Source organism: Vibrio hepatarius, assembly GCF_018860525.1.
GTDB classification, from domain to species: domain Bacteria; phylum Pseudomonadota; class Gammaproteobacteria; order Enterobacterales; family Vibrionaceae; genus Vibrio; species Vibrio hepatarius_B.
Genome location: NZ_JAHKPM010000069.1, coordinates 113,469 through 130,573, shown reverse-complemented (window position 1 = coordinate 130,573; position 17,105 = coordinate 113,469). Strand labels below are relative to the sequence as shown.

Below are 17,105 nucleotides of genomic sequence, written 5' to 3'. Positions count from 1 at the left end.
GTTAAACCGTCATAGATGAAGCCTCAAAATAGAGGAGAGATCTTTTGAAAAGATTACAGGTAATACTGTGGCAGCTAATCAACTTGTTGTTGTTTAGTTTTGCTGCATCAGTGAGTGCTGAGCAACCCTCACTAAACATGACCAAAGGTGTAACAGGTATTAGCAGCCAGGTGTATGACTTACATATGCTGATTTTCTATATTTGTTGTGCCATTGCGGTGGTGGTTTTTGGGGCGATGTTTTACTCCATGTACCACCATAGAAAGTCCAAAGGCGTCGTTGCGGCCAATTTCCATGAAAGCACCAAAGTTGAGATTATTTGGACTGTCATTCCTATTATTATTTTAGTTCTTATGGCAATACCAGCAACACGCACTTTGGTTGCGATGGAGGACACTTCTCAATCTGATTTGACCATCAAAATTACAGGTTCTCAATGGAAGTGGCACTATAGTTACTTTGGCGAAAATGTTGAGTTCTTTAGTTTGTTGGCAACAAGCCAAAAGGAAATCGATGGCATTGAGGAAAAAGGCGCACATTACCTTCTCGAAGTCGATAACCCCCTCGTCCTTCCTATTAATCGCAAAGTCCGGTTCTTGATGACATCTGATGATGTGATCCATTCATGGTGGGTGCCAGATTTTGCAGTGAAAAAAGATACTATTCCAGGTTTCATCAACGAGGCATGGACTCGTATTGATAAACCCGGCATTTACCGAGGTCAATGTGCTGAGCTTTGTGGACGAGCTCATGGCTTTATGCCGATTGTTGTCCAAGCAATGGAGGAAGAGGAATATGATGCTTGGCTGGTGGCGAAAAAGGCAGAAATTGAGAAAGCTAAGCAAGAAGCTGCTGCATCATTAATGGCTTCATCATCTAAAGAAGAATTAATGCATCTTGGTGAAAAAGTCTACCTTGATAGGTGTGCGGTTTGTCACCAAGCAACTGGTGCTGGGATACCTGGCGCATTTCCTGCGATTACAGGCAGTAAGGTGGCTACTGGTAAAGTGACTGATCATATGGATGTTATTGTTAACGGCCGCCCCGGCACTGCTATGCAGTCTTTCGCTAATCAGCTGTCAGATAAAGAGATTGCCGCTGTAGTGACATACCAACGAAATGGATTAGGAAATAACGTGGGTGATGTTGTACAAGCATCCGACGTGAATGCATTCAAAGCTTCCAAGGAGGGACAATGAAAATGTCCAAACCTGAGTCATTGACTACCGAAAGCGTAAAATCGGCACCAGCGACCGATGCGGATTTATCTGGAGCGAGCAGCACTATTGCGATCGATGAGCATGAACATCATGATGCTCCGCAGGGGATTTCTCGCTGGATATATTCGACCAACCATAAAGACATTGGGACACTTTACCTTTGGTTTAGCTTCATCATGTTTCTGACTGGCGGCGCAATGGCGATGATTATTCGTGCTGAGCTTTTCCAGCCAGGTTTACAGCTAGTTGAACCCCATTTTTTTAACCAAATGACCACAGTACATGGTCTTATCATGGTCTTTGGTGCGGTTATGCCAGCCTTCACTGGTTTAGCCAACTGGATGATTCCTCTGATGATTGGTGCGCCAGATATGGCTCTACCAAGAATGAACAACCTCAGTTTTTGGATCCTACCATTTGCCTTTTTAATTCTACTTGCTTCGTTGTTTACTGAAGGAGGTGGGCCCGATTTTGGTTGGACTTTCTACGCACCACTTTCAACAACCTATGGTCCAGACAGCACTGCACTGTTTGTGTTTGCGGTGCATATCATGGGTATTAGCTCTATCATGGGTGCAATTAATGTAATTGTGACTATTGTCAATATGAGGGCGCCTGGCATGACATGGTTTAAGATGCCTTTGTTTGTCTGGACTTGGTTAATTACTGCTTTTCTACTCATTGCCGTTATGCCAGTGCTAGCTGGTGCGGTGACGATGGTGTTAACTGATAAATACTTTGGGACGTCATTTTTCGATGCTGCTGGTGGAGGGGATCCAGTGATGTTCCAACACATCTTTTGGTTCTTCGGTCATCCCGAGGTTTACATCATGATATTGCCTTCCTTCGGTATTGTTTCGGCCATTATTCCGGCTTTCAGTGGTAAGAAGCTTTTTGGTTACCATTCTATGGTTTACGCTACCTGTAGCATCGCGTTGCTGTCATTTTTAGTATGGGCTCACCACATGTTCACTACCGGAATGCCGGTGTTTGCAGAGCTTTTCTTTATGTATTGCACCATGTTAATTGCGGTGCCAACAGGTGTTAAAGTTTTCAACTGGGTCGCGACAATGTGGCGAGGCGCCATGACGTTTGAAACGCCCATGCTGTTTACTATTGCCTTTATTATTTTATTTACGATTGGAGGGTTTTCCGGTCTGATGCTGGCCATAGTTCCTGCTGATTTTCAATACCATGATACCTATTTTGTGGTAGCGCATTTCCACTATGTGCTGGTATCAGGTGCGGTATTTTCCATCATGGCTGCTGCCTATTATTGGTTACCGAAATGGACTGGCCATATGTACGATAATCGATTGAGTCTATGGCATTTTTGGTGCTCAGTTATTTCGGTTAATGTGCTGTTTTTTCCGATGCACTTTGTTGGTTTAGCCGGAATGCCGCGACGCATACCTGATTATGCGATTCAATTTGCCGACATCAATCAGATAGTGTCGATTGGTGGTTTTGCTTTTGGTTTGTCTCAGCTGATTTTCCTCTGGGTAGTGATTAAATGTATCCGTGGAGGTGAAAAAGCCGAGGCAAAAGTATGGGATAGAGCGGAAGGTTTGGAATGGACGGTTCCAAGCCCTGCTCCTCATCATACTTTTTCAACACCACCACGAGTTGATTAAGGGTGTATGATGGATAAGCAAGTGCAATCAAATAATAAGCTTACCCTAAAGCTCCTAGCTGCAGTTTTAGGCATGTTTGGCTTTGGATTTGCTCTTGTGCCTCTCTACGATGTCATGTGTGACACTTTAGGTATTAATGGCAAAACAAGTAGTGAAGCATCTATTCAGCCCCAAGGGATGGTGCCGGATACATCACGTGTTGTTAGGGTTGAGTTTATGGCGCATCTTAATCAGGGGATCCCCTGGTTGTTTGAGCCAGACAAACAGTATATGGATGTCCACCCCGGACAAGTCATTCAGACCGCATTTATCGCGACAAACCAGTCGTCGAGAGCGATAGTAGGGCAGGCGGTCCCTTCAGTTTCACCTGGAATGGGGGCTGCCTATTTTAACAAAATTGAATGCTTTTGTTTTAACCATCAACCTCTCGATAGTTTGGCCAAAGCAGAAATGCCGCTCATTTTTTATCTCGAGCCTGATATTCCAGACTCGATTCACACATTAACATTGTCTTACACCCTTTATGATATTACCGATAAGGTTCCTCAGCCTGTAGAACTGGCAAGAGCTGAATCGAGTGGCGATCTCACACAGCAAGGAGCTAAGCCATGAGTTCAAAAAAACAATCCTATTATGTTCCAGCACAAAGTAGTTGGCCGATTGTTGGAGCGGTTTCTTTATTTCTTATCGCTGTTGGCGCAGGCTTGACCGTGCAGAATATGGCTGACGGTGGCGCAGGAGGTACTTATGGTAAGCTAATATTGTTGTCTGGCTTCCTTTTCCTTCTCTATATGTTCGCCGGCTGGTTTAGTAATGTTATTACTGAGTCTATGACAGGTAAATATTCAGATCAGATATCACGCTCATTCAGACAAGGGATGAGTTGGTTTATTTTTTCCGAAATCATGTTTTTTGGTGCATTTTTTGGTGCCTTGTTCTATGCAAGGATGATCTCAGTGCCTTGGTTAGGAGGCGCGAGCAACAATGCTATGACTCATGAGGTATTGTGGCCAGCATTTGAAGCGTTATGGCCATTAACCGCAACTCCAGATGGTACAACGACTCAAGCTATGGGATGGCATGGTATTCCTTTAGCAAACACGATTATACTTTTGCTGTCTTCAATCACCTTGCACATGGCGCACATCAGTTTGGAACAAAATAAGCGCATGGCCTTGATAGTGTGGCTTGAGCTAACAATTGTACTGGCAGGATTTTTCTTATATTACCAAGGCGTCGAGTACGCACATGCCTATCAAGATCTCGATCTGACATTGCAGTCAGGGGTATATGGCAATACCTTCTTCTTACTGACCGGTTTCCATGGTATGCACGTATTTTTGGGGACGACAATTCTCATCATCTTACTAGCACGTATTGCCAAAGATCACTTTACGCCCAAAGATCATTTCGCATTTCAGGCAGGGAGCTGGTACTGGCATTTTGTTGATGTTGTTTGGTTGACTTTATTTGTATTTGTCTACGTGCTTTAACGATACGTTAGTAGGGGCGTACATTGGGTTCTACTAATCCGGTCAGAAGAGCTGAGAGTAATAATATGACGGCGAGTGCTGAAAGAAAAACTCTCCGCCCAAGATAATGGCTCATAGGTTTGTCTCCATCAATCTTTTGGTCATCTGGCTGTGGCCCTTTTACCATTTCGAACATTGCTCTTGCGAGATTTACAATGACAAAGAGTAGTAGTAGCACCAATAGTGACTTAAAAATCAATACCATAAAGTTTTCCTTACCAAGGTCGTTGAGAAAATGTTCTGTTTGGATTGGGTTGCTATTAACTTTGGCTGTCTTTTTCATTTTGGTCAACTTAGGTCTTTGGCAATTAGAAAGAGCGCAGGAAAAGCAGGTAATGGAGCAAGTTTTGTCAGCAAGAGAGCAGTCTGCAGTTATTGGTATTGACGAACTACACTTGGCGGATTTGACCTATGTAACTGGAGTTAAAGTAGCTGCTAAGTTGTCCCCCATCAAGGGACGGTATTTGCTACTTGATAATCAAATATATCAAGGAGAAGTCGGATATCTTGCTTACCAACTGATGGAGTCGGAAAAAGGGATGAAAGTGTTGCTTGAGAGGGGGTTTCTACCAGCCAGTACTCAACGTGAACAATTGCCAAAGGTTGCTTGGCTGACAGCCCCTATCAATATTACGGCAAGGTTATATCAGCGTTCTGCCAATCCATTGAGTGACAAGCTCTATATGGAAACGAGTATTCCACATCGGATTCAAAACTTAAATATTGAAAGGCTTACGCAAATTTGGGGGTATTCTATTCAACCTTATGTTTTGCAGCCCATAGCGTCTGAATGGCCTTACCCACAGCCATGGCAACCGGTACCACTTGGTTCTAACAAGCATTTTGGTTACTCAATTCAGTGGTTTAGTATGGCTGCAGCATTACTTATTTTAAGTCTTTGGGTAACGTTCAGACTATGTAAAGGCAAGGAGTGAAAGATGATTAATAAGGTTTCTAGAGGTAGGGCCATGTTTGTGGCTTTGATAACGATGTTTGCCTTACCAGCGGTTATTGCGAAAGTATTACTTATTAATCAATGGTATGAATCTGGCGTGACCAATAAAGGTCAGCTAATTGAACCAAGACAGAGTTATGAAAGGTTAGGAGTCACTAATCCTTATGTAGGACAGCAATGGCAACTAGGGTATCTAGTTCCTTCAACATGCAACGAATTTTGCCACCAGCAAATGTACTTACTTGGTCAAAGTCATCTCGCTTTAGGTAAGTATCAAAGTCGTGTGGTACCAGTGCTCTTAATATCTAAGCTCAGTGATCAAACTGTATCTGAGGAGAACCGATTTAAGGTGATAGAAGTCAACGATGCCTTTCATCAGCTAGTTTCTGACTTTGAGTTGGTAATTGTTGACCCTTTAGGCCAATTAGTGATGCGTTACCCTTTAGTTGAAAGCCAAGATGAACTCATTAGCCAGAGTAAAGACATATTGACGGATTTAAGGAAACTATTGAAGCTCTCAAGAGTTGGTTAAAGCGTAGTTTCTGATTTCTAATGTTTGCTTGATAATGCAAATACAATCTAATGGAGTTAACTGAGACTCATGGAAGGAGTTTGGTTATGGGATTGACCAATTTAGTTCGTTTAACCTTAGTTATGACAGTGACGGTCATTTTATTAGGAGCATATACACGATTAGCTGATGCTGGGTTGGGGTGCCCAGATTGGCCGGGATGTTATGGCCATTTAACAGTACCAGATGAACAACACGAAATCGCACTTGCAATGACTTTATATCCAGAGCTGGTGATTGAAGCGAATAAGGCTTGGCTAGAGATGATTCATCGGTATTTTGCTGGCACTCTAGGTATATTGGTTTTTGCCATTTCAGTCAAATCGCTCAGCGATAGTCGGATACCCAAGAGTATGCCAATCGCCCTATCAGCCGTCGTGATATTTCAAGCTTTACTTGGTATGTGGACTGTGACAATGAAGTTGATGCCTGTAGTTGTTATGGGACATCTTCTTGGCGGTTTTACACTGTTTTGTTTACTCATGGTTTTATATTGGCAGTTGCGTGAGAGAGACGTGCCAAAAGAAAATCTTCTGTCATACCCAAGAGGGATAAAATGGCTTGCTTCAGTCACCTTATGTATGGTCATCATTCAAGTGGCTTTAGGTGGGTGGACGTCTTCTAATTATGCAGCCTTGATGTGTAAAGATTTACCAATCTGCGATGGTAACTGGTTGGCATATTTAGATTTTGAACGCGCATTTACCCTCATTCAGCCCGAGCAGCCTAGTTATGAATTTGGCACGCTAGATTATGGTGCTCGAATGACTATTCACGTGACCCATAGACTAGGCGCTGTATTACTCACTTTGGTTTCACTGTGTTTAATATTGGCTTTGTTATACACCAAAAAACCCAATTTTAAATGGTCAGCTATACGGGTGTCGGTTTTATTGGCGATACAGATAGGCTTAGGTATATCCAATGTAGTGTTTAGTTTACCTTTAGTTGTGGCTGTTGCTCATAATTTAGTCGCTGCGTTTTTACTTGTATCGATTTTACACGTCAACTATCAGCTTTGGCATAAGAAAGCGTTCGATGATGTGAATACCCCTCAGTTTATTAGTAAGGAGAGCTCACAATGAACAATTCTATTAGTCATGTATCTGAGCCAGAACGTTCCTTGTGGATCACCTATTTGACTCTGACTAAACCCAAAGTCGTTGCCTTAATGCTGCTTACTGCTTTAGTTGGAATGTGCTTGGCTGTTCCAGGGACATTACCTGTCCAAGAGGCCGTATTAGGAATGGTCGGTATAGCACTAATGGCGGGATCTGCTGCGGCATTTAATCATTTAATAGATCGGCGAATTGACGCAATAATGGCTCGCACATACAAACGACCATTGCCTTCAGGCGAGCTTAGCACTCGTAGTGTATTGATCTTTGCGAGTGGATTGGGGTTGGCTGGTTTTGTCGTCTTGTACGGTGGTGTGAATACGTTAACCGCGTGGCTAACTTTCGCAAGTTTGGTTGGCTATGCTGTGATATATACCATGTACTTAAAGCGTGAAACGCCACAAAATATTGTTATTGCCGGTATCGCTGGTGCTATGCCACCTCTATTGGGATGGACGTCAGTGACCGGTGAAATGCATGCCAATGCTTGGTTGCTTGTGATGATTATTTTTATATGGACTCCTCCCCACTTTTGGGCTTTAGCGATTCATCGTAAAGAAGATTATGCCAAAGCTGACATTCCTATGCTGCCTGTAACGCATGGTGATGAGTACACAAAAACATCGATTTTGCTGTATACCATTTTGCTGTTTGTTATTTGTTTACTGCCTGCACTGGTCGGTATGGCGGGAGTTTTTTATTTAGTTTGTGCAACCATTTTATCTGTCTTGTTTATTTATCATGCGTGGAAGCTAAAATTTGAATCATCAAAGACCCAGGCGATGACAACGTTTAAATTTTCAATATGGCATCTCATGCTATTGTTTTCTGCTTTGTTAGTAGAGCATTACTTTGTTTGATGCTGAAGAGTGCGGCGTTCTATTTTTCTAAACAGGGCAGAAAGCGTCGCACAAAATATCAGATAGACGGCGCCGACGATGAGCCAAATTTCAAATATTAGGCCTGAAGAATTAGCGACTTCAGTACCGACAAACGTCATCTCTTGAATGGAGATAAGAGACACAATCGACGTATCTTTTACTAGGGATATGGCTTGTCCTGCTAATGCTGGAGTGATTGTCGCTAGAACTTGAGGCGCAATAATAAATCTATATTTTACCCACAAAGGTAAACTGAGAGCATCTGATGCTTCCCATTGCCCTTTAGGGATACTCGTTAGGCCGGAGCGAACTATTTCAGCAATATAGGATGACGACAAAATGCTGATACATAAAACACCTGAAAGTAAGTTTTCCCAGAGCGGTTTTGGGCCAAATAACAAAATCTGCCAATATTGAGACTGTTCAGATGAATCTTGGAGTATGTCGCTTAAACCCAAGCTAGGAATGAGCTGATTAGAGATAAAGAAGTAAAATATAAATACAAATACTAAAGGTGGGATATTACGTATTAGTAAAATGTATATATTGGCTGATGCGCGCAGTACATAGACGGATGAATGCCTTGAAATACCTACGAGTATGCCAATTGGTATTGCGAAAACTATGCCCCATACACTTAGTCTTAATGTTGCGATCACGCCTTGGAAGAAATAAGGCAAAGTACCATCAGAACGTGGGGTAAAGAGGAGCGTCAACGCGTCGTTCCAATGCCAAGTATAATGAACTCCAATTGATGCTCTTTGGTGAAGCCAAAACCCAGCGACAGTTAGAAAAAATAATAAAGTTAGGTCGAGCTTATTGAATTTCCAATAACGCTTCGGACTTGGTTTTGATTTGAGGATGCTTGTCGTCTCCACTCAATATCCCACCCTTAAAAAGTTGTATATTAGGTTGCCACAATACACCTTGGTAGAGTGGCTATTGTTATGGTTTAGTCGTGGTTTCTAATATGCTGTTGCCAATCTAGAGTCGAAAACCAGTACTCATAGCGCTGCTCAAGCCATCCATCTTGGATACGATCGTTAATCCAGTGATCAAAAAAGGCTTGTTTGTCTGTTTCTCCTAATCGAACAGCAAAGGCCTCGTTACCTTTAGATAACCGTTCGTTAAAAGGTATAAATAATGTGCTGGCATTTTTTACTGCCTCATGTTCTGGCTTTGGGCTGGAGGCAATAACGGCATGCGCATTTCCATTAAGGACTTCTTGAAACGCTTGTGCGTCATCATCGAACTGAAGGATTTTAGCTTTTGGGAAAGCCTCACGGGCGACTTGCACGGTATAAGCGCCTCTTCGTGCCGCAATCTTGATGCGTCTTGAGTTGAAATCACTGATTTTGGAAAAGCCTGAGGCCAGTTGCTTGTTAGCAGCCAACTGCACGCCAGAATGAGAATATGGGCTGGTAAATAAGACGCTTTTTGAACGTTCAGCCGTCACGCTCATTCCACCAATAATAACGTCGAACTTTTTAGCTAAGAGAGCCGGGATGATCCCATCCCAAGCGGTAGGCACAAACTCGACCTTCCAGCCTGAGTCAGCGGCTAAGCGTTTCGCTACGTCTACCTCAAAGCCAACTAAGTCCCCTTGTCTGTCACGCATTGCCCAAGGGACAAATGTTGACATACCAACACGTAATGTTCCCCTTTGATTTATGGTGTCTAGATTTGGTGTATTACTGGCATTTGCGGTTGCCGCTACTAAGATGAAGAATGTGCTTATTGCCACCCAAACTGCACGCAGTAAAAGTGGTATGTATTTGAGAGATTTCATTTGTTTTCCTACGTTGGTGCGCGCCAGTTAGCGCCCAGTTTATTTTCAAGCCAGACAGACATAGCAGACAATGAGAGGGTCAAGAGTAAGTAAATGGCGGCCACGGTAAACCAGATTTCAAATGGCATTGCTGTCTCTGAAACAATATTCCTTCCCTCAGTGGTCAAATCAAAAATTGCCATGACACTAACAATTGATGAGTTTTTTACCAAAGAAACAACCTCATTGGTCAGAGGAGGGAGTGTACGCTGAAGTAGCTGAGGGCCAATGACGTTATAGTAGGTCGCAAAGGCGTTAAGGCCGAGTGAATGTGCAGCTTCAAATTGCCCCTTTGAAATGCTATTTAAGCCGCCACGAAAAATCTCAGCTGTGTAAGCCCCTTGAAAAAGAGATAATGCAAGGATAGCGGTGGTTAATCTATCTAGCCCGATCACGGGACCAAAGATAAAGTACAACAAATAGATTTGTACCAGCAGCGGGGTATTGCGGATCAACTCAATGTATACAGTAGCGATGGAGCGCCCAATCAATGAGTCGGACAGTTTGAGTAAGGCGGTTAACATTCCAAGCAGTAATGTAAATATTAGACTCAGCAATGAAATTTTAATGGTGACGAACAAACCGTCAATTAGTTCTGCTGGCCACCATTGCCCTTGTTCATAAAATGCAATGAAATCAGGTACTCGCTGCCATTGCCATTGGTAGTTCATTGCTCTAGCGCCAGACTCTAGAACCCAACCTAACAATAATATCAATACAAGGATTTGTATTAGAGCAGAAAAAATAGGTTTGAATGTCTTTAAAATCATTGGTGACTTAAGATTTGTTCGAGAAAATGCTGAGTTCTTGGGTGCTTAGGATTGTTAAATAGTTGCTCAGGTGGCGCTATTTCTAAAGCTCTCCCTTGATCCATAAATAAAACTCTATCGGCAATTTTTCTTGCAAATCCCATTTCATGAGTGACACAAACCATGGTCATTCCTGACTTCGCGATACTTGTCATCACTTCCAGAACTTCTTGTATTGTTTCAGGGTCCAACGCTGATGTTGGTTCGTCAAACAGTAATAACTCTGGTTTCATGCAGAGTGAACGAGCGATGGCAACTCGCTGCTGTTGCCCTCCAGATAACTGGATTGGGTATTTGTCTGCTTGATCGGCAATACCCACTTGGTTAAGAAAGTGCAGTGCTGTTGCTATTGCGTCTCGTCTCGAGAGTTTTAATGTTCGGGTTGGAGCTAAGATCAAATTATCAAGGATGCTCAAGTGAGGGAAAAGATGAAAATGTTGAAAGACCATGCCTACTTTTCCAGGAGACGTTTTTGATATTGGCTGGCCAAAAACTTTAATGTCACCATGAGAAATGTCTTCAAGGCCATTAACGGTCCTTATTAAGGTTGACTTACCTGAGCCAGAAGGGCCACAAATAACCAGCTTTTCACCTTTTTTCACTGATAGGGTAATGTCTTTTAGGGCTTGGAACTGACCGTACTGCTTACTCACATTTGTAAATTCAATGGCATTCATTCAAGAACCAACTTTGCAAATTGTTGTATTACTACCTTACCTACATCATAACGATATTGCACCTTGCTGTGAATAAAGTTGGCTTTAAAAGCTTGTGCTAACTCATAATTTTAATGATGTAACCTATGGTTTACGCCTAATGTACATTTCAAAGACAGAGTCTATATTGCATTTTATTTGAAAAAATGGTTGCAAGCTTCGTTTTTGATAGATAAGTTACACCAAAGCCCAAGAAAATAACTGAGTATTTAAGTGCGCCATATATGAAGCGTACTGCTCAAATAGATAAGAATAGGAAGACGATAAGCAATGTTCCAAACTGATGATGTACGAATTAGTAAAGTTAAAGAATTATTACCGCCAGTGGCTGTTTTAGAAAAATTTCCAGCGACAGAAACTGCGTCTTCTACAACCTTTCAATCTCGTCGAGATATTTCAAAAATTCTTAGCGGAGAAGACGACAGGTTGCTGGTGATTGTTGGTCCATGCTCCATTCATGATCCTCAAGCGGCACTCGAATATGGTAAACGCTTGAAAGTCTTACGAGATGAATTAGGTGACCGCCTTGAAGTTGTTATGCGAGTGTATTTTGAAAAGCCGCGTACAACAGTTGGCTGGAAAGGGCTGATAAACGATCCGTACATGAATGACACGTTTAAAATCAATGATGGTTTGCGCATTGGCCGTAAATTACTGCTTGATTTGACGGACCTTGGTTTGCCAACCGCGAGCGAGTTTCTTGATATGATCACGCCCCAGTATGTGGCCGATCTTATCAGTTGGGGCGCGATTGGGGCGCGTACAACGGAGTCTCAAGTTCACCGCGAGTTGGCATCAGGTCTGTCTTGTCCTGTTGGGTTTAAAAATGGAACGGATGGAAACATCAAGATTGCTTCTGATGCCATTCGAAGTGCAAGTGCATCACACCACTTTCTGTCAGTAACTAAATACGGTCACTCTGCGATTGTTGAAACGGCAGGGAATTCAGATTGCCATATTATTTTGCGTGGCGGTAAAGAGCCTAATTATAGCGCTGAGCATGTACGTGAGATTAAGTCTCAGCTTGAAGCTTCTGGCTTACCACAGAAAGTTATGATTGATTTTAGCCATGCAAACAGTTCTAAGCAGTACCAGCGTCAGATGGTGGTTACAGAAGATGTTGCCGGTCAAATTGCTTCGGGTGAAGACGCTATTTTCGGTGTTATGATTGAGTCTCATTTGGTGGAAGGGCGTCAAGATTTAATTGACGGTAAAGTGGAAACATACGGTCAGTCCATTACCGATGCGTGTATCGGTTGGCAAGATACTGAAAAAGTACTTCGTCAGCTAGCTGATGCGGTTGAAGCTCGTCGCCAGCAATAAGATCATACAATATAAAGAACTATATAAAGAACTATATAAAGGCAGAGTGATCTGCCTTTTTTATTGCCTGCTCACCACCTATAAATCCGACAAATTTTCAGATAGGGACTAAATCATACAATTAAAACCTTGATAAATGATTATTTTATATGGACCTATCTGAACGACGAAATTGCATATCAAGATCAATGGGCACTTGAATGATTTCTTTGTATAAAAAGACTAAGGCATTGAGAGCTAGACTTTGCGTTTTCTTCGCTGATTTTTTTCTTTAAATATTTACTTGATATATATACATAAATTTCAGTTTGATACATCAATTCATACTATATAGAAAAAATCTGTATTTTAGGATGTAGTTAGAGAGTTATAGTTGATAAGTTATTGTTAGTTATCATAAAAGTTAGGTATGATTTGCTTCATCAACATACTATAAAGAATAATTCTATATTTAAATGCGGAATTTTTCTGTCTAATAACTGTTATGCGCTAATAGGGAAAACGATGAAAGGAGTTCATTAAATGGTTACTTGTTATCTTAGATATATCATTGATCCATCAAAGATTAGTGAGTTTGAAGAATACGCAAAAATGTGGTTACCCCTCGTAGCTATGTTTGAAGGGCAACATCATGGTTACTTCTTGCCTTCTGAAGGGGCGAATAATGTAGCTCTTGCTCTATTTCGTTTCCTAGCCTCGCTGCCTATGAAGCTTACCGCAATGACTCATTCAAGGATAAAGAGTGTGTTGCTGCTTTTCAGTTTGTAGAAGATACAAATTGCATCATCAGTTACGAGCGTAGTTTCTTCAGACCAGTACTCGACTAACCACGCGCATAATAACTGTTAGACAACTTACGATACATAATTTTTACTCAGAACTTGGAATGAATATGGATGCATCACTTGGTACGATCATGATTTATGCTCGTAATATGGAAACAACGGCAGACTTTTATAGTAAATATTTCAACTTTCAAACAACCGGTGAAGTTGTCGATGGCTTAATTGAGCTTGTTCCTAATAATGGCGGTTCATCTATTCTTATTCATCAAGCAGCTAAAAGCATAAAGCTCGGTCAGGTTGCAGTTAAACTTACATTTCATGTAGAAAATGTCACTATGTTCAAATCTAAGCTTTCAGAGTTAGGCGTTAAATTTGGCCCAATACATAAAGCAAATGGTTACGTGTTTTCAAATACAAAAGACCCTGATGGAAATTCAGTGAGTATTTCAAGCCGATCATTTCGTCACCAATAAAATAGTTGCCTAACAAGTCATTTAAACACAACTAAAACAGTTTGCTATGTTTCGTTCCTCAACAAGTTTGGCAAACAATTTTAGTCCGCTTAATGTGGGCGTTATTTCTTCATATGAATTTCGAGGGTGTTATGAGTATCTTTCCAAAAATGAGGCAGCCAGAAGGAAGTCTGTATTGCGGGCCTTATTGTATTGTTGCATGTTTAAAAAGGTTAAATAAGCTACCTCTTACTTCGTCTTTTGAGCTAAACAAATACGATGCGAAAGAGGTCGCATTTACGGGCTCTACTATTGAAATTAGTGATCTAGAGGAATTAAAAGACCTCGCTTTGGAACTCTATAAAGTCACGGGAATAATTACTCCAGGCGAGAACCCGGATTATATAGAACATTCTGGCTATAATTCACTAGGAGCTATGCTGTATGTTCTTCGTCAATTTGGTTTGGATTGTGAGGTTATTATTCGAGATGAGCAAACGAGTGAGTATTTGCGCCGAGCGTTCCCTATCGAATTTCAACTCATTGAAAAATTAGGTGTTTCTACAAAAACTTTGTCGTTGGGCAGGTCTACACCAGCCAAAACAATGTTGATATCAGTTATCTCGGTGAATGATTCTTTACATTACATACTTAACGATGCACAAGGTTACTGGTTTGACTCAGATATTGCCGGTAGTAGTGCTGCGTGGGATTTCATCGAGAATTGGCACTCTACAGCCAATAAGCGTGAAGGAGCATCTTGGTTAGGTGTATCAATACAAGTTAAGTACTGAGTACATAATTAAAATACCCTATTAAAACTCTTTTCTGTTCTTGTTACCGTCTCATTTGGCGTTCCCAAGTAAAAGAGGACACACGCCTAAAATAAGTATAGTTTTACTTAGGTGTCTGTCCCTGTAAGTTGGCCTGTAAGTTGTGTTAAAAAGTATAGTAGATGATAGTTGGCTAAAAATCTTTAAGTTATCAACTTCTATCACACAACAATCTGTTTTAGAACTACTCCACACGCGGGGTGAACTTACTTCAAGTTTCACTCCGTGTGTTTTGTTCGTTTTCTTTATTTTTTATAAAAGCTGCTTAATCACTTTTCTCCAGCCTATTTTATTCTTCTCCAATCATTACTCAAAAAATAAAATTAAGGTGTATTCTCATAACTTTAGGGGATTAGTGCTGCTCATATCTTAGATAACATATATTATAAAAAAGAGATAACATGCTGGCAGATTATTATATGATACCATAATATATAATTTTTATATTTACTTTAATTTTAGTAGTTATGGTAAATTTATCGGAAGTCAGGTAGATCGAAAAACGAGAATGCCTGTTATTAAGAATGTTAGGCTATAAAAATTACAATGGAAAACTGAAATGGAAAAATGTTTAGGAGTATGTGCATGTGGAAAGCTTGAGTTTGAGTGTTTGGGTGACCCACTAAACTCAGTTTTTTGTTATTGTCTTTCATGCCAAAGAGTTACAAATTCAGATAAATGGTTTGGGGTTTGGTACCCCAAAGATAGTGTTAGTTTTACGAAAGGGAAGGCTTCAATTTTTATTAGAAAAGGCGATTCTGGAAAAAATATGGAACATATGTTTTGTATTAAATGCAGCACCACTGTCGCTGTATTCTGTGAAGTTGGGAATTTTTACAGTATTTCAGCATCGTGCCTGCAAAATAAAGAGGAATTATTTCCGAATATGCTTATATATACTGCCCAAGCAGTAAGTTGGGCTCAGTTCCCAATAGATGTTCCAAAATTTGATATAATAGCTCCTGAAATGGGTGGTTGAGCCTAAAAAAGCTACACGTGGACACATACTGCTACGCTCTTTTTTTGTGTAAGTATGAAGAGGAAATACTCCTAAAGTGTGATGATAAAGAATATATTGATGAACCCAGTAAATGTACGCTTTTGGCGTACGAAGGCATAGTGTCGCCCAAGCATATATTCTTGTATATACGATATAAATGGTAATTTTTTTCATTAATTTGCACTGTCAGATATGAAATTTCTTATAGTCTCACTTAGGTTCCTGTCCCTGTAAGTTTCTTTAAGTTACTTGCTGTAAATTTAAGTTTAGGGTTAACCAACAATCAAAAATGTTTATTTATGGAGAACACAGTGAATGTAAGGAAAGCGATCAAACAAGACTCGAGCAAGTTGCTAGAATTGATTGAACATAAAGCTGAGTTTGATCGAAGCATGAAAGGGTTTGACGGTCAAGTCTCAACGACCACAGAGAAGATTGAACGAACCTTATTTAGTGAGCATCCGTTTGCTTATGCTTTGCTATTGGAAGTCGAGAGCGAAGTTCAAGGATTTGCTTTATTTCATTATCGTTATTCTTCCTTTAGTGGTGATCCGTCTATTTGGCTTGATGACTTGCTGGTTGTTAGTCGACATCGGTCAAAGGGGTATGGTGCTGAACTTATGCATGCTTTGAAAAAAGAAGCGGAAAAGTCATTAACGTCTCATATTTCTTGGACAGCTAGTCCTTATAACACCAAAGCACATGAGTTCTACAATAAGTTAGGAGCACTAGTCGAACGAATGGATGGTCAGAGACCATACTTTTGTTGGGTAATTTAATGGGTGAAGATGAACAAAATAGTTGGTTTTGTTTCGTGCCTCAACAAGTTTAGCCAACTATTTTTTAGGCTTAAGGCAGCGTTATAGCGCAAGACAAACATGGATAAAATAATCGAACTTATTAAGCAAGACCAAGTAAGGCTATCAGCGTTAGATTGCGTATCTAAACTGAATTTACCTCAATGTTATATAGCCGCAGGCTTTGTCCGTAATTTGGTTTGGGATTCGTTACATAATTTTGATCCGCTAACACCTTTAAACGATGTTGATGTTATCTACTATGAGCAACATGAACTAGATTCAAATACTTACTTAAATTATGAAGCCAAACTGAAAGAATGTATGCCCGAAGTAAATTGGCAGGTGAGAAATCAAGCCAGTATGCACGAACGTAATGGAGACCTGCCATATTTAAGTACTTTGGACGCTATGAGCTTTTGGGTTGAAAAAGAAACGGCTGTTGCTGTTCGGAAAGTTGGACTGGACCAGTACGAATGTATTTCCTCTTTTGGTTTTGAATCACTATTCGATTACTGCATCACATATAACCCAAAGAGATCACGAGAAACGTTTGAAAATCGAGTAAATTCAAAAGGGTGGCTAGTTCGGTGGTCATCTTTGAGAGTTGCACTTTAACAGACCGTTTGAGCTGATTCGCAATGCTTGTCT

General features: G+C 40.9%; 19 protein-coding genes and 2 pseudogenes. 15 read left to right on the top strand and 6 right to left on the bottom strand.

Annotated elements, in window-relative coordinates:
• The first annotated feature begins 44 nt into the window (after positions 1 to 44).
• The 4 genes from coxB to KO511_RS21360 are packed head-to-tail and all read left to right on the top strand — an operon-like array spanning position 45 to position 4,347.
• On the top strand, positions 45 to 1,199 hold the full coding sequence (gene coxB, locus KO511_RS21375) for a cytochrome c oxidase subunit II (RefSeq protein WP_252724501.1): 1,155 nt from the start codon (positions 45 to 47) through the stop codon (positions 1,197 to 1,199).
• On the top strand, positions 1,196 to 2,854 hold the full coding sequence (ctaD, locus tag KO511_RS21370; protein ID WP_215989396.1) for a cytochrome c oxidase subunit I: 1,659 nt from the start codon (positions 1,196 to 1,198) through the stop codon (positions 2,852 to 2,854). The genes coxB and ctaD overlap by 4 nt, the downstream gene beginning before the upstream one ends.
• 9 nt (positions 2,855 to 2,863) lie before the next feature.
• Positions 2,864 to 3,466 (top strand): cytochrome c oxidase assembly protein, encoded by a 603-nt coding sequence (locus tag KO511_RS21365; RefSeq protein ID WP_215989417.1) that lies wholly within the window; start codon positions 2,864 to 2,866, stop codon positions 3,464 to 3,466.
• Positions 3,463 to 4,347 (top strand): cytochrome c oxidase subunit 3, encoded by an 885-nt coding sequence (locus tag KO511_RS21360; protein WP_215989395.1) that lies wholly within the window; start codon positions 3,463 to 3,465, stop codon positions 4,345 to 4,347. Before KO511_RS21365 ends, KO511_RS21360 begins: the two co-directional genes overlap by 4 nt.
• 7 nt (positions 4,348 to 4,354) lie before the next feature.
• On the opposite strand, the gene KO511_RS21355 is transcribed toward KO511_RS21360, so the two are convergent.
• A complete protein-coding gene (locus KO511_RS21355) occupies positions 4,355 to 4,591 on the bottom strand; it encodes a DUF2909 family protein (protein ID WP_125321708.1) in 237 nt (78 codons plus the stop codon).
• On the opposite strand from KO511_RS21355, the gene KO511_RS21350 reads away from it, so the two are divergent.
• The 4 genes from KO511_RS21350 (at position 4,542) to cyoE (ending at position 7,890) form a co-directional block, all read left to right on the top strand.
• Positions 4,542 to 5,321 carry an SURF1 family protein gene (locus tag KO511_RS21350; protein ID WP_215989394.1) on the top strand — a complete coding sequence of 260 codons (780 nt, stop codon included), beginning with the start codon at positions 4,542 to 4,544 and terminating at the stop codon, positions 5,319 to 5,321. The two genes, KO511_RS21355 and KO511_RS21350, sit on opposite strands and share 50 nt — an antisense overlap.
• 3 nt (positions 5,322 to 5,324) lie before the next feature.
• A complete protein-coding gene (locus tag KO511_RS21345) occupies positions 5,325 to 5,873 on the top strand; it encodes a hypothetical protein (protein ID WP_215989393.1) in 549 nt (182 codons plus the stop codon).
• 86 nt (positions 5,874 to 5,959) lie between these two features.
• Positions 5,960 to 6,997 carry a COX15/CtaA family protein gene (locus tag KO511_RS21340; RefSeq protein ID WP_215989392.1) on the top strand — a complete coding sequence of 346 codons (1,038 nt, stop codon included), beginning with the start codon at positions 5,960 to 5,962 and terminating at the stop codon, positions 6,995 to 6,997.
• Entirely contained in the window at positions 6,994 to 7,890 is an 897-nt protein-coding gene (cyoE, locus tag KO511_RS21335; RefSeq protein WP_215989391.1) for a heme o synthase, read from the top strand. Before KO511_RS21340 ends, cyoE begins: the two co-directional genes overlap by 4 nt.
• Here cyoE and KO511_RS21330 read toward each other — a convergent pair.
• The 4 genes from KO511_RS21330 to KO511_RS21315 form a co-directional block, all read right to left on the bottom strand.
• Positions 7,878 to 8,789 (bottom strand): amino acid ABC transporter permease, encoded by a 912-nt coding sequence (locus tag KO511_RS21330; protein WP_215989390.1) that lies wholly within the window; start codon positions 8,787 to 8,789, stop codon positions 7,878 to 7,880. The two genes, cyoE and KO511_RS21330, sit on opposite strands and share 13 nt — an antisense overlap.
• A gap of 74 nt (positions 8,790 to 8,863) precedes the next feature.
• Positions 8,864 to 9,700: a transporter substrate-binding domain-containing protein gene (locus KO511_RS21325; protein ID WP_215989389.1), complete on the bottom strand. Its 837-nt coding sequence runs from the start codon at positions 9,698 to 9,700 to the stop codon at positions 8,864 to 8,866.
• An 8-nt stretch (positions 9,701 to 9,708) separates the two neighbouring features.
• Positions 9,709 to 10,509: an amino acid ABC transporter permease gene (locus KO511_RS21320; RefSeq protein WP_215989388.1), complete on the bottom strand. Its 801-nt coding sequence runs from the start codon at positions 10,507 to 10,509 to the stop codon at positions 9,709 to 9,711.
• Positions 10,506 to 11,225 (bottom strand): amino acid ABC transporter ATP-binding protein, encoded by a 720-nt coding sequence (locus KO511_RS21315; RefSeq protein WP_125321721.1) that lies wholly within the window; start codon positions 11,223 to 11,225, stop codon positions 10,506 to 10,508. Before KO511_RS21315 ends, KO511_RS21320 begins: the two co-directional genes overlap by 4 nt.
• Positions 11,226 to 11,534: 309 nt before the next feature.
• Between KO511_RS21315 and aroG the strand changes: the two genes are divergently transcribed.
• Complete coding sequence (gene aroG, locus KO511_RS21310) at positions 11,535 to 12,587, top strand: 3-deoxy-7-phosphoheptulonate synthase AroG (protein ID WP_215989387.1); 1,053 nt, start codon at positions 11,535 to 11,537, stop codon at positions 12,585 to 12,587.
• Positions 12,588 to 12,738: 151 nt separating this feature from the next.
• Here aroG and KO511_RS22370 read toward each other — a convergent pair.
• Positions 12,739 to 12,855, bottom strand: a pseudogene (locus tag KO511_RS22370) (integron integrase); the annotation flags it as partial.
• A gap of 254 nt (positions 12,856 to 13,109) precedes the next feature.
• Here KO511_RS22370 and KO511_RS21305 point away from each other — a divergent pair.
• From KO511_RS21305 to KO511_RS21280, 6 genes and pseudogenes are all read left to right on the top strand, one after another.
• Positions 13,110 to 13,414, top strand: a pseudogene (locus KO511_RS21305) (NIPSNAP family protein).
• 65 nt (positions 13,415 to 13,479) lie between these two features.
• Complete coding sequence (locus tag KO511_RS21300; protein ID WP_215989386.1) at positions 13,480 to 13,845, top strand: VOC family protein; 366 nt, start codon at positions 13,480 to 13,482, stop codon at positions 13,843 to 13,845.
• Between the two features lie 131 nt (positions 13,846 to 13,976).
• Entirely contained in the window at positions 13,977 to 14,618 is a 642-nt protein-coding gene (locus KO511_RS21295; RefSeq protein ID WP_215989385.1) for a hypothetical protein, read from the top strand.
• Between the two features lie 598 nt (positions 14,619 to 15,216).
• Entirely contained in the window at positions 15,217 to 15,636 is a 420-nt protein-coding gene (locus tag KO511_RS21290) for a GFA family protein (RefSeq protein WP_215989384.1), read from the top strand.
• 320 nt (positions 15,637 to 15,956) lie between these two features.
• Positions 15,957 to 16,436, top strand: coding sequence for a GNAT family N-acetyltransferase (locus tag KO511_RS21285; protein WP_215989383.1), 480 nt, complete (start codon positions 15,957 to 15,959; stop codon positions 16,434 to 16,436).
• Positions 16,437 to 16,535: 99 nt separating this feature from the next.
• Positions 16,536 to 17,072, top strand: coding sequence for a nucleotidyltransferase family protein (locus KO511_RS21280; RefSeq protein ID WP_215989382.1), 537 nt, complete (start codon positions 16,536 to 16,538; stop codon positions 17,070 to 17,072).
• Positions 17,073 to 17,105 lie beyond the last annotated feature (33 nt).

Coding starts and splice junctions, on each gene's coding strand:
- ctaD (WP_215989396.1), top strand. CDS start 1,196: ATGAAAATGTCCAAACCTGAGTCATTGACTACCGAAAGCGTAAAATCG.
- KO511_RS21365 (WP_215989417.1), top strand. CDS start 2,864: ATGGATAAGCAAGTGCAATCAAATAATAAGCTTACCCTAAAGCTCCTA.
- KO511_RS21360 (WP_215989395.1), top strand. CDS start 3,463: ATGAGTTCAAAAAAACAATCCTATTATGTTCCAGCACAAAGTAGTTGG.
- KO511_RS21350 (WP_215989394.1), top strand. CDS start 4,542: ATGACAAAGAGTAGTAGTAGCACCAATAGTGACTTAAAAATCAATACC.
- KO511_RS21355 (WP_125321708.1), bottom strand. CDS start 4,591: ATGGTATTGATTTTTAAGTCACTATTGGTGCTACTACTACTCTTTGTC.
- KO511_RS21345 (WP_215989393.1), top strand. CDS start 5,325: ATGATTAATAAGGTTTCTAGAGGTAGGGCCATGTTTGTGGCTTTGATA.
- KO511_RS21340 (WP_215989392.1), top strand. CDS start 5,960: ATGGGATTGACCAATTTAGTTCGTTTAACCTTAGTTATGACAGTGACG.
- cyoE (WP_215989391.1), top strand. CDS start 6,994: ATGAACAATTCTATTAGTCATGTATCTGAGCCAGAACGTTCCTTGTGG.
- KO511_RS21325 (WP_215989389.1), bottom strand. CDS start 9,700: ATGAAATCTCTCAAATACATACCACTTTTACTGCGTGCAGTTTGGGTG.
- KO511_RS21320 (WP_215989388.1), bottom strand. CDS start 10,509: ATGATTTTAAAGACATTCAAACCTATTTTTTCTGCTCTAATACAAATC.
- KO511_RS21315 (WP_125321721.1), bottom strand. CDS start 11,225: ATGAATGCCATTGAATTTACAAATGTGAGTAAGCAGTACGGTCAGTTC.
- aroG (WP_215989387.1), top strand. CDS start 11,535: ATGTTCCAAACTGATGATGTACGAATTAGTAAAGTTAAAGAATTATTA.
- KO511_RS21300 (WP_215989386.1), top strand. CDS start 13,480: ATGGATGCATCACTTGGTACGATCATGATTTATGCTCGTAATATGGAA.
- KO511_RS21295 (WP_215989385.1), top strand. CDS start 13,977: ATGAGTATCTTTCCAAAAATGAGGCAGCCAGAAGGAAGTCTGTATTGC.
- KO511_RS21290 (WP_215989384.1), top strand. CDS start 15,217: ATGGAAAAATGTTTAGGAGTATGTGCATGTGGAAAGCTTGAGTTTGAG.
- KO511_RS21285 (WP_215989383.1), top strand. CDS start 15,957: ATGGAGAACACAGTGAATGTAAGGAAAGCGATCAAACAAGACTCGAGC.
- KO511_RS21280 (WP_215989382.1), top strand. CDS start 16,536: ATGGATAAAATAATCGAACTTATTAAGCAAGACCAAGTAAGGCTATCA.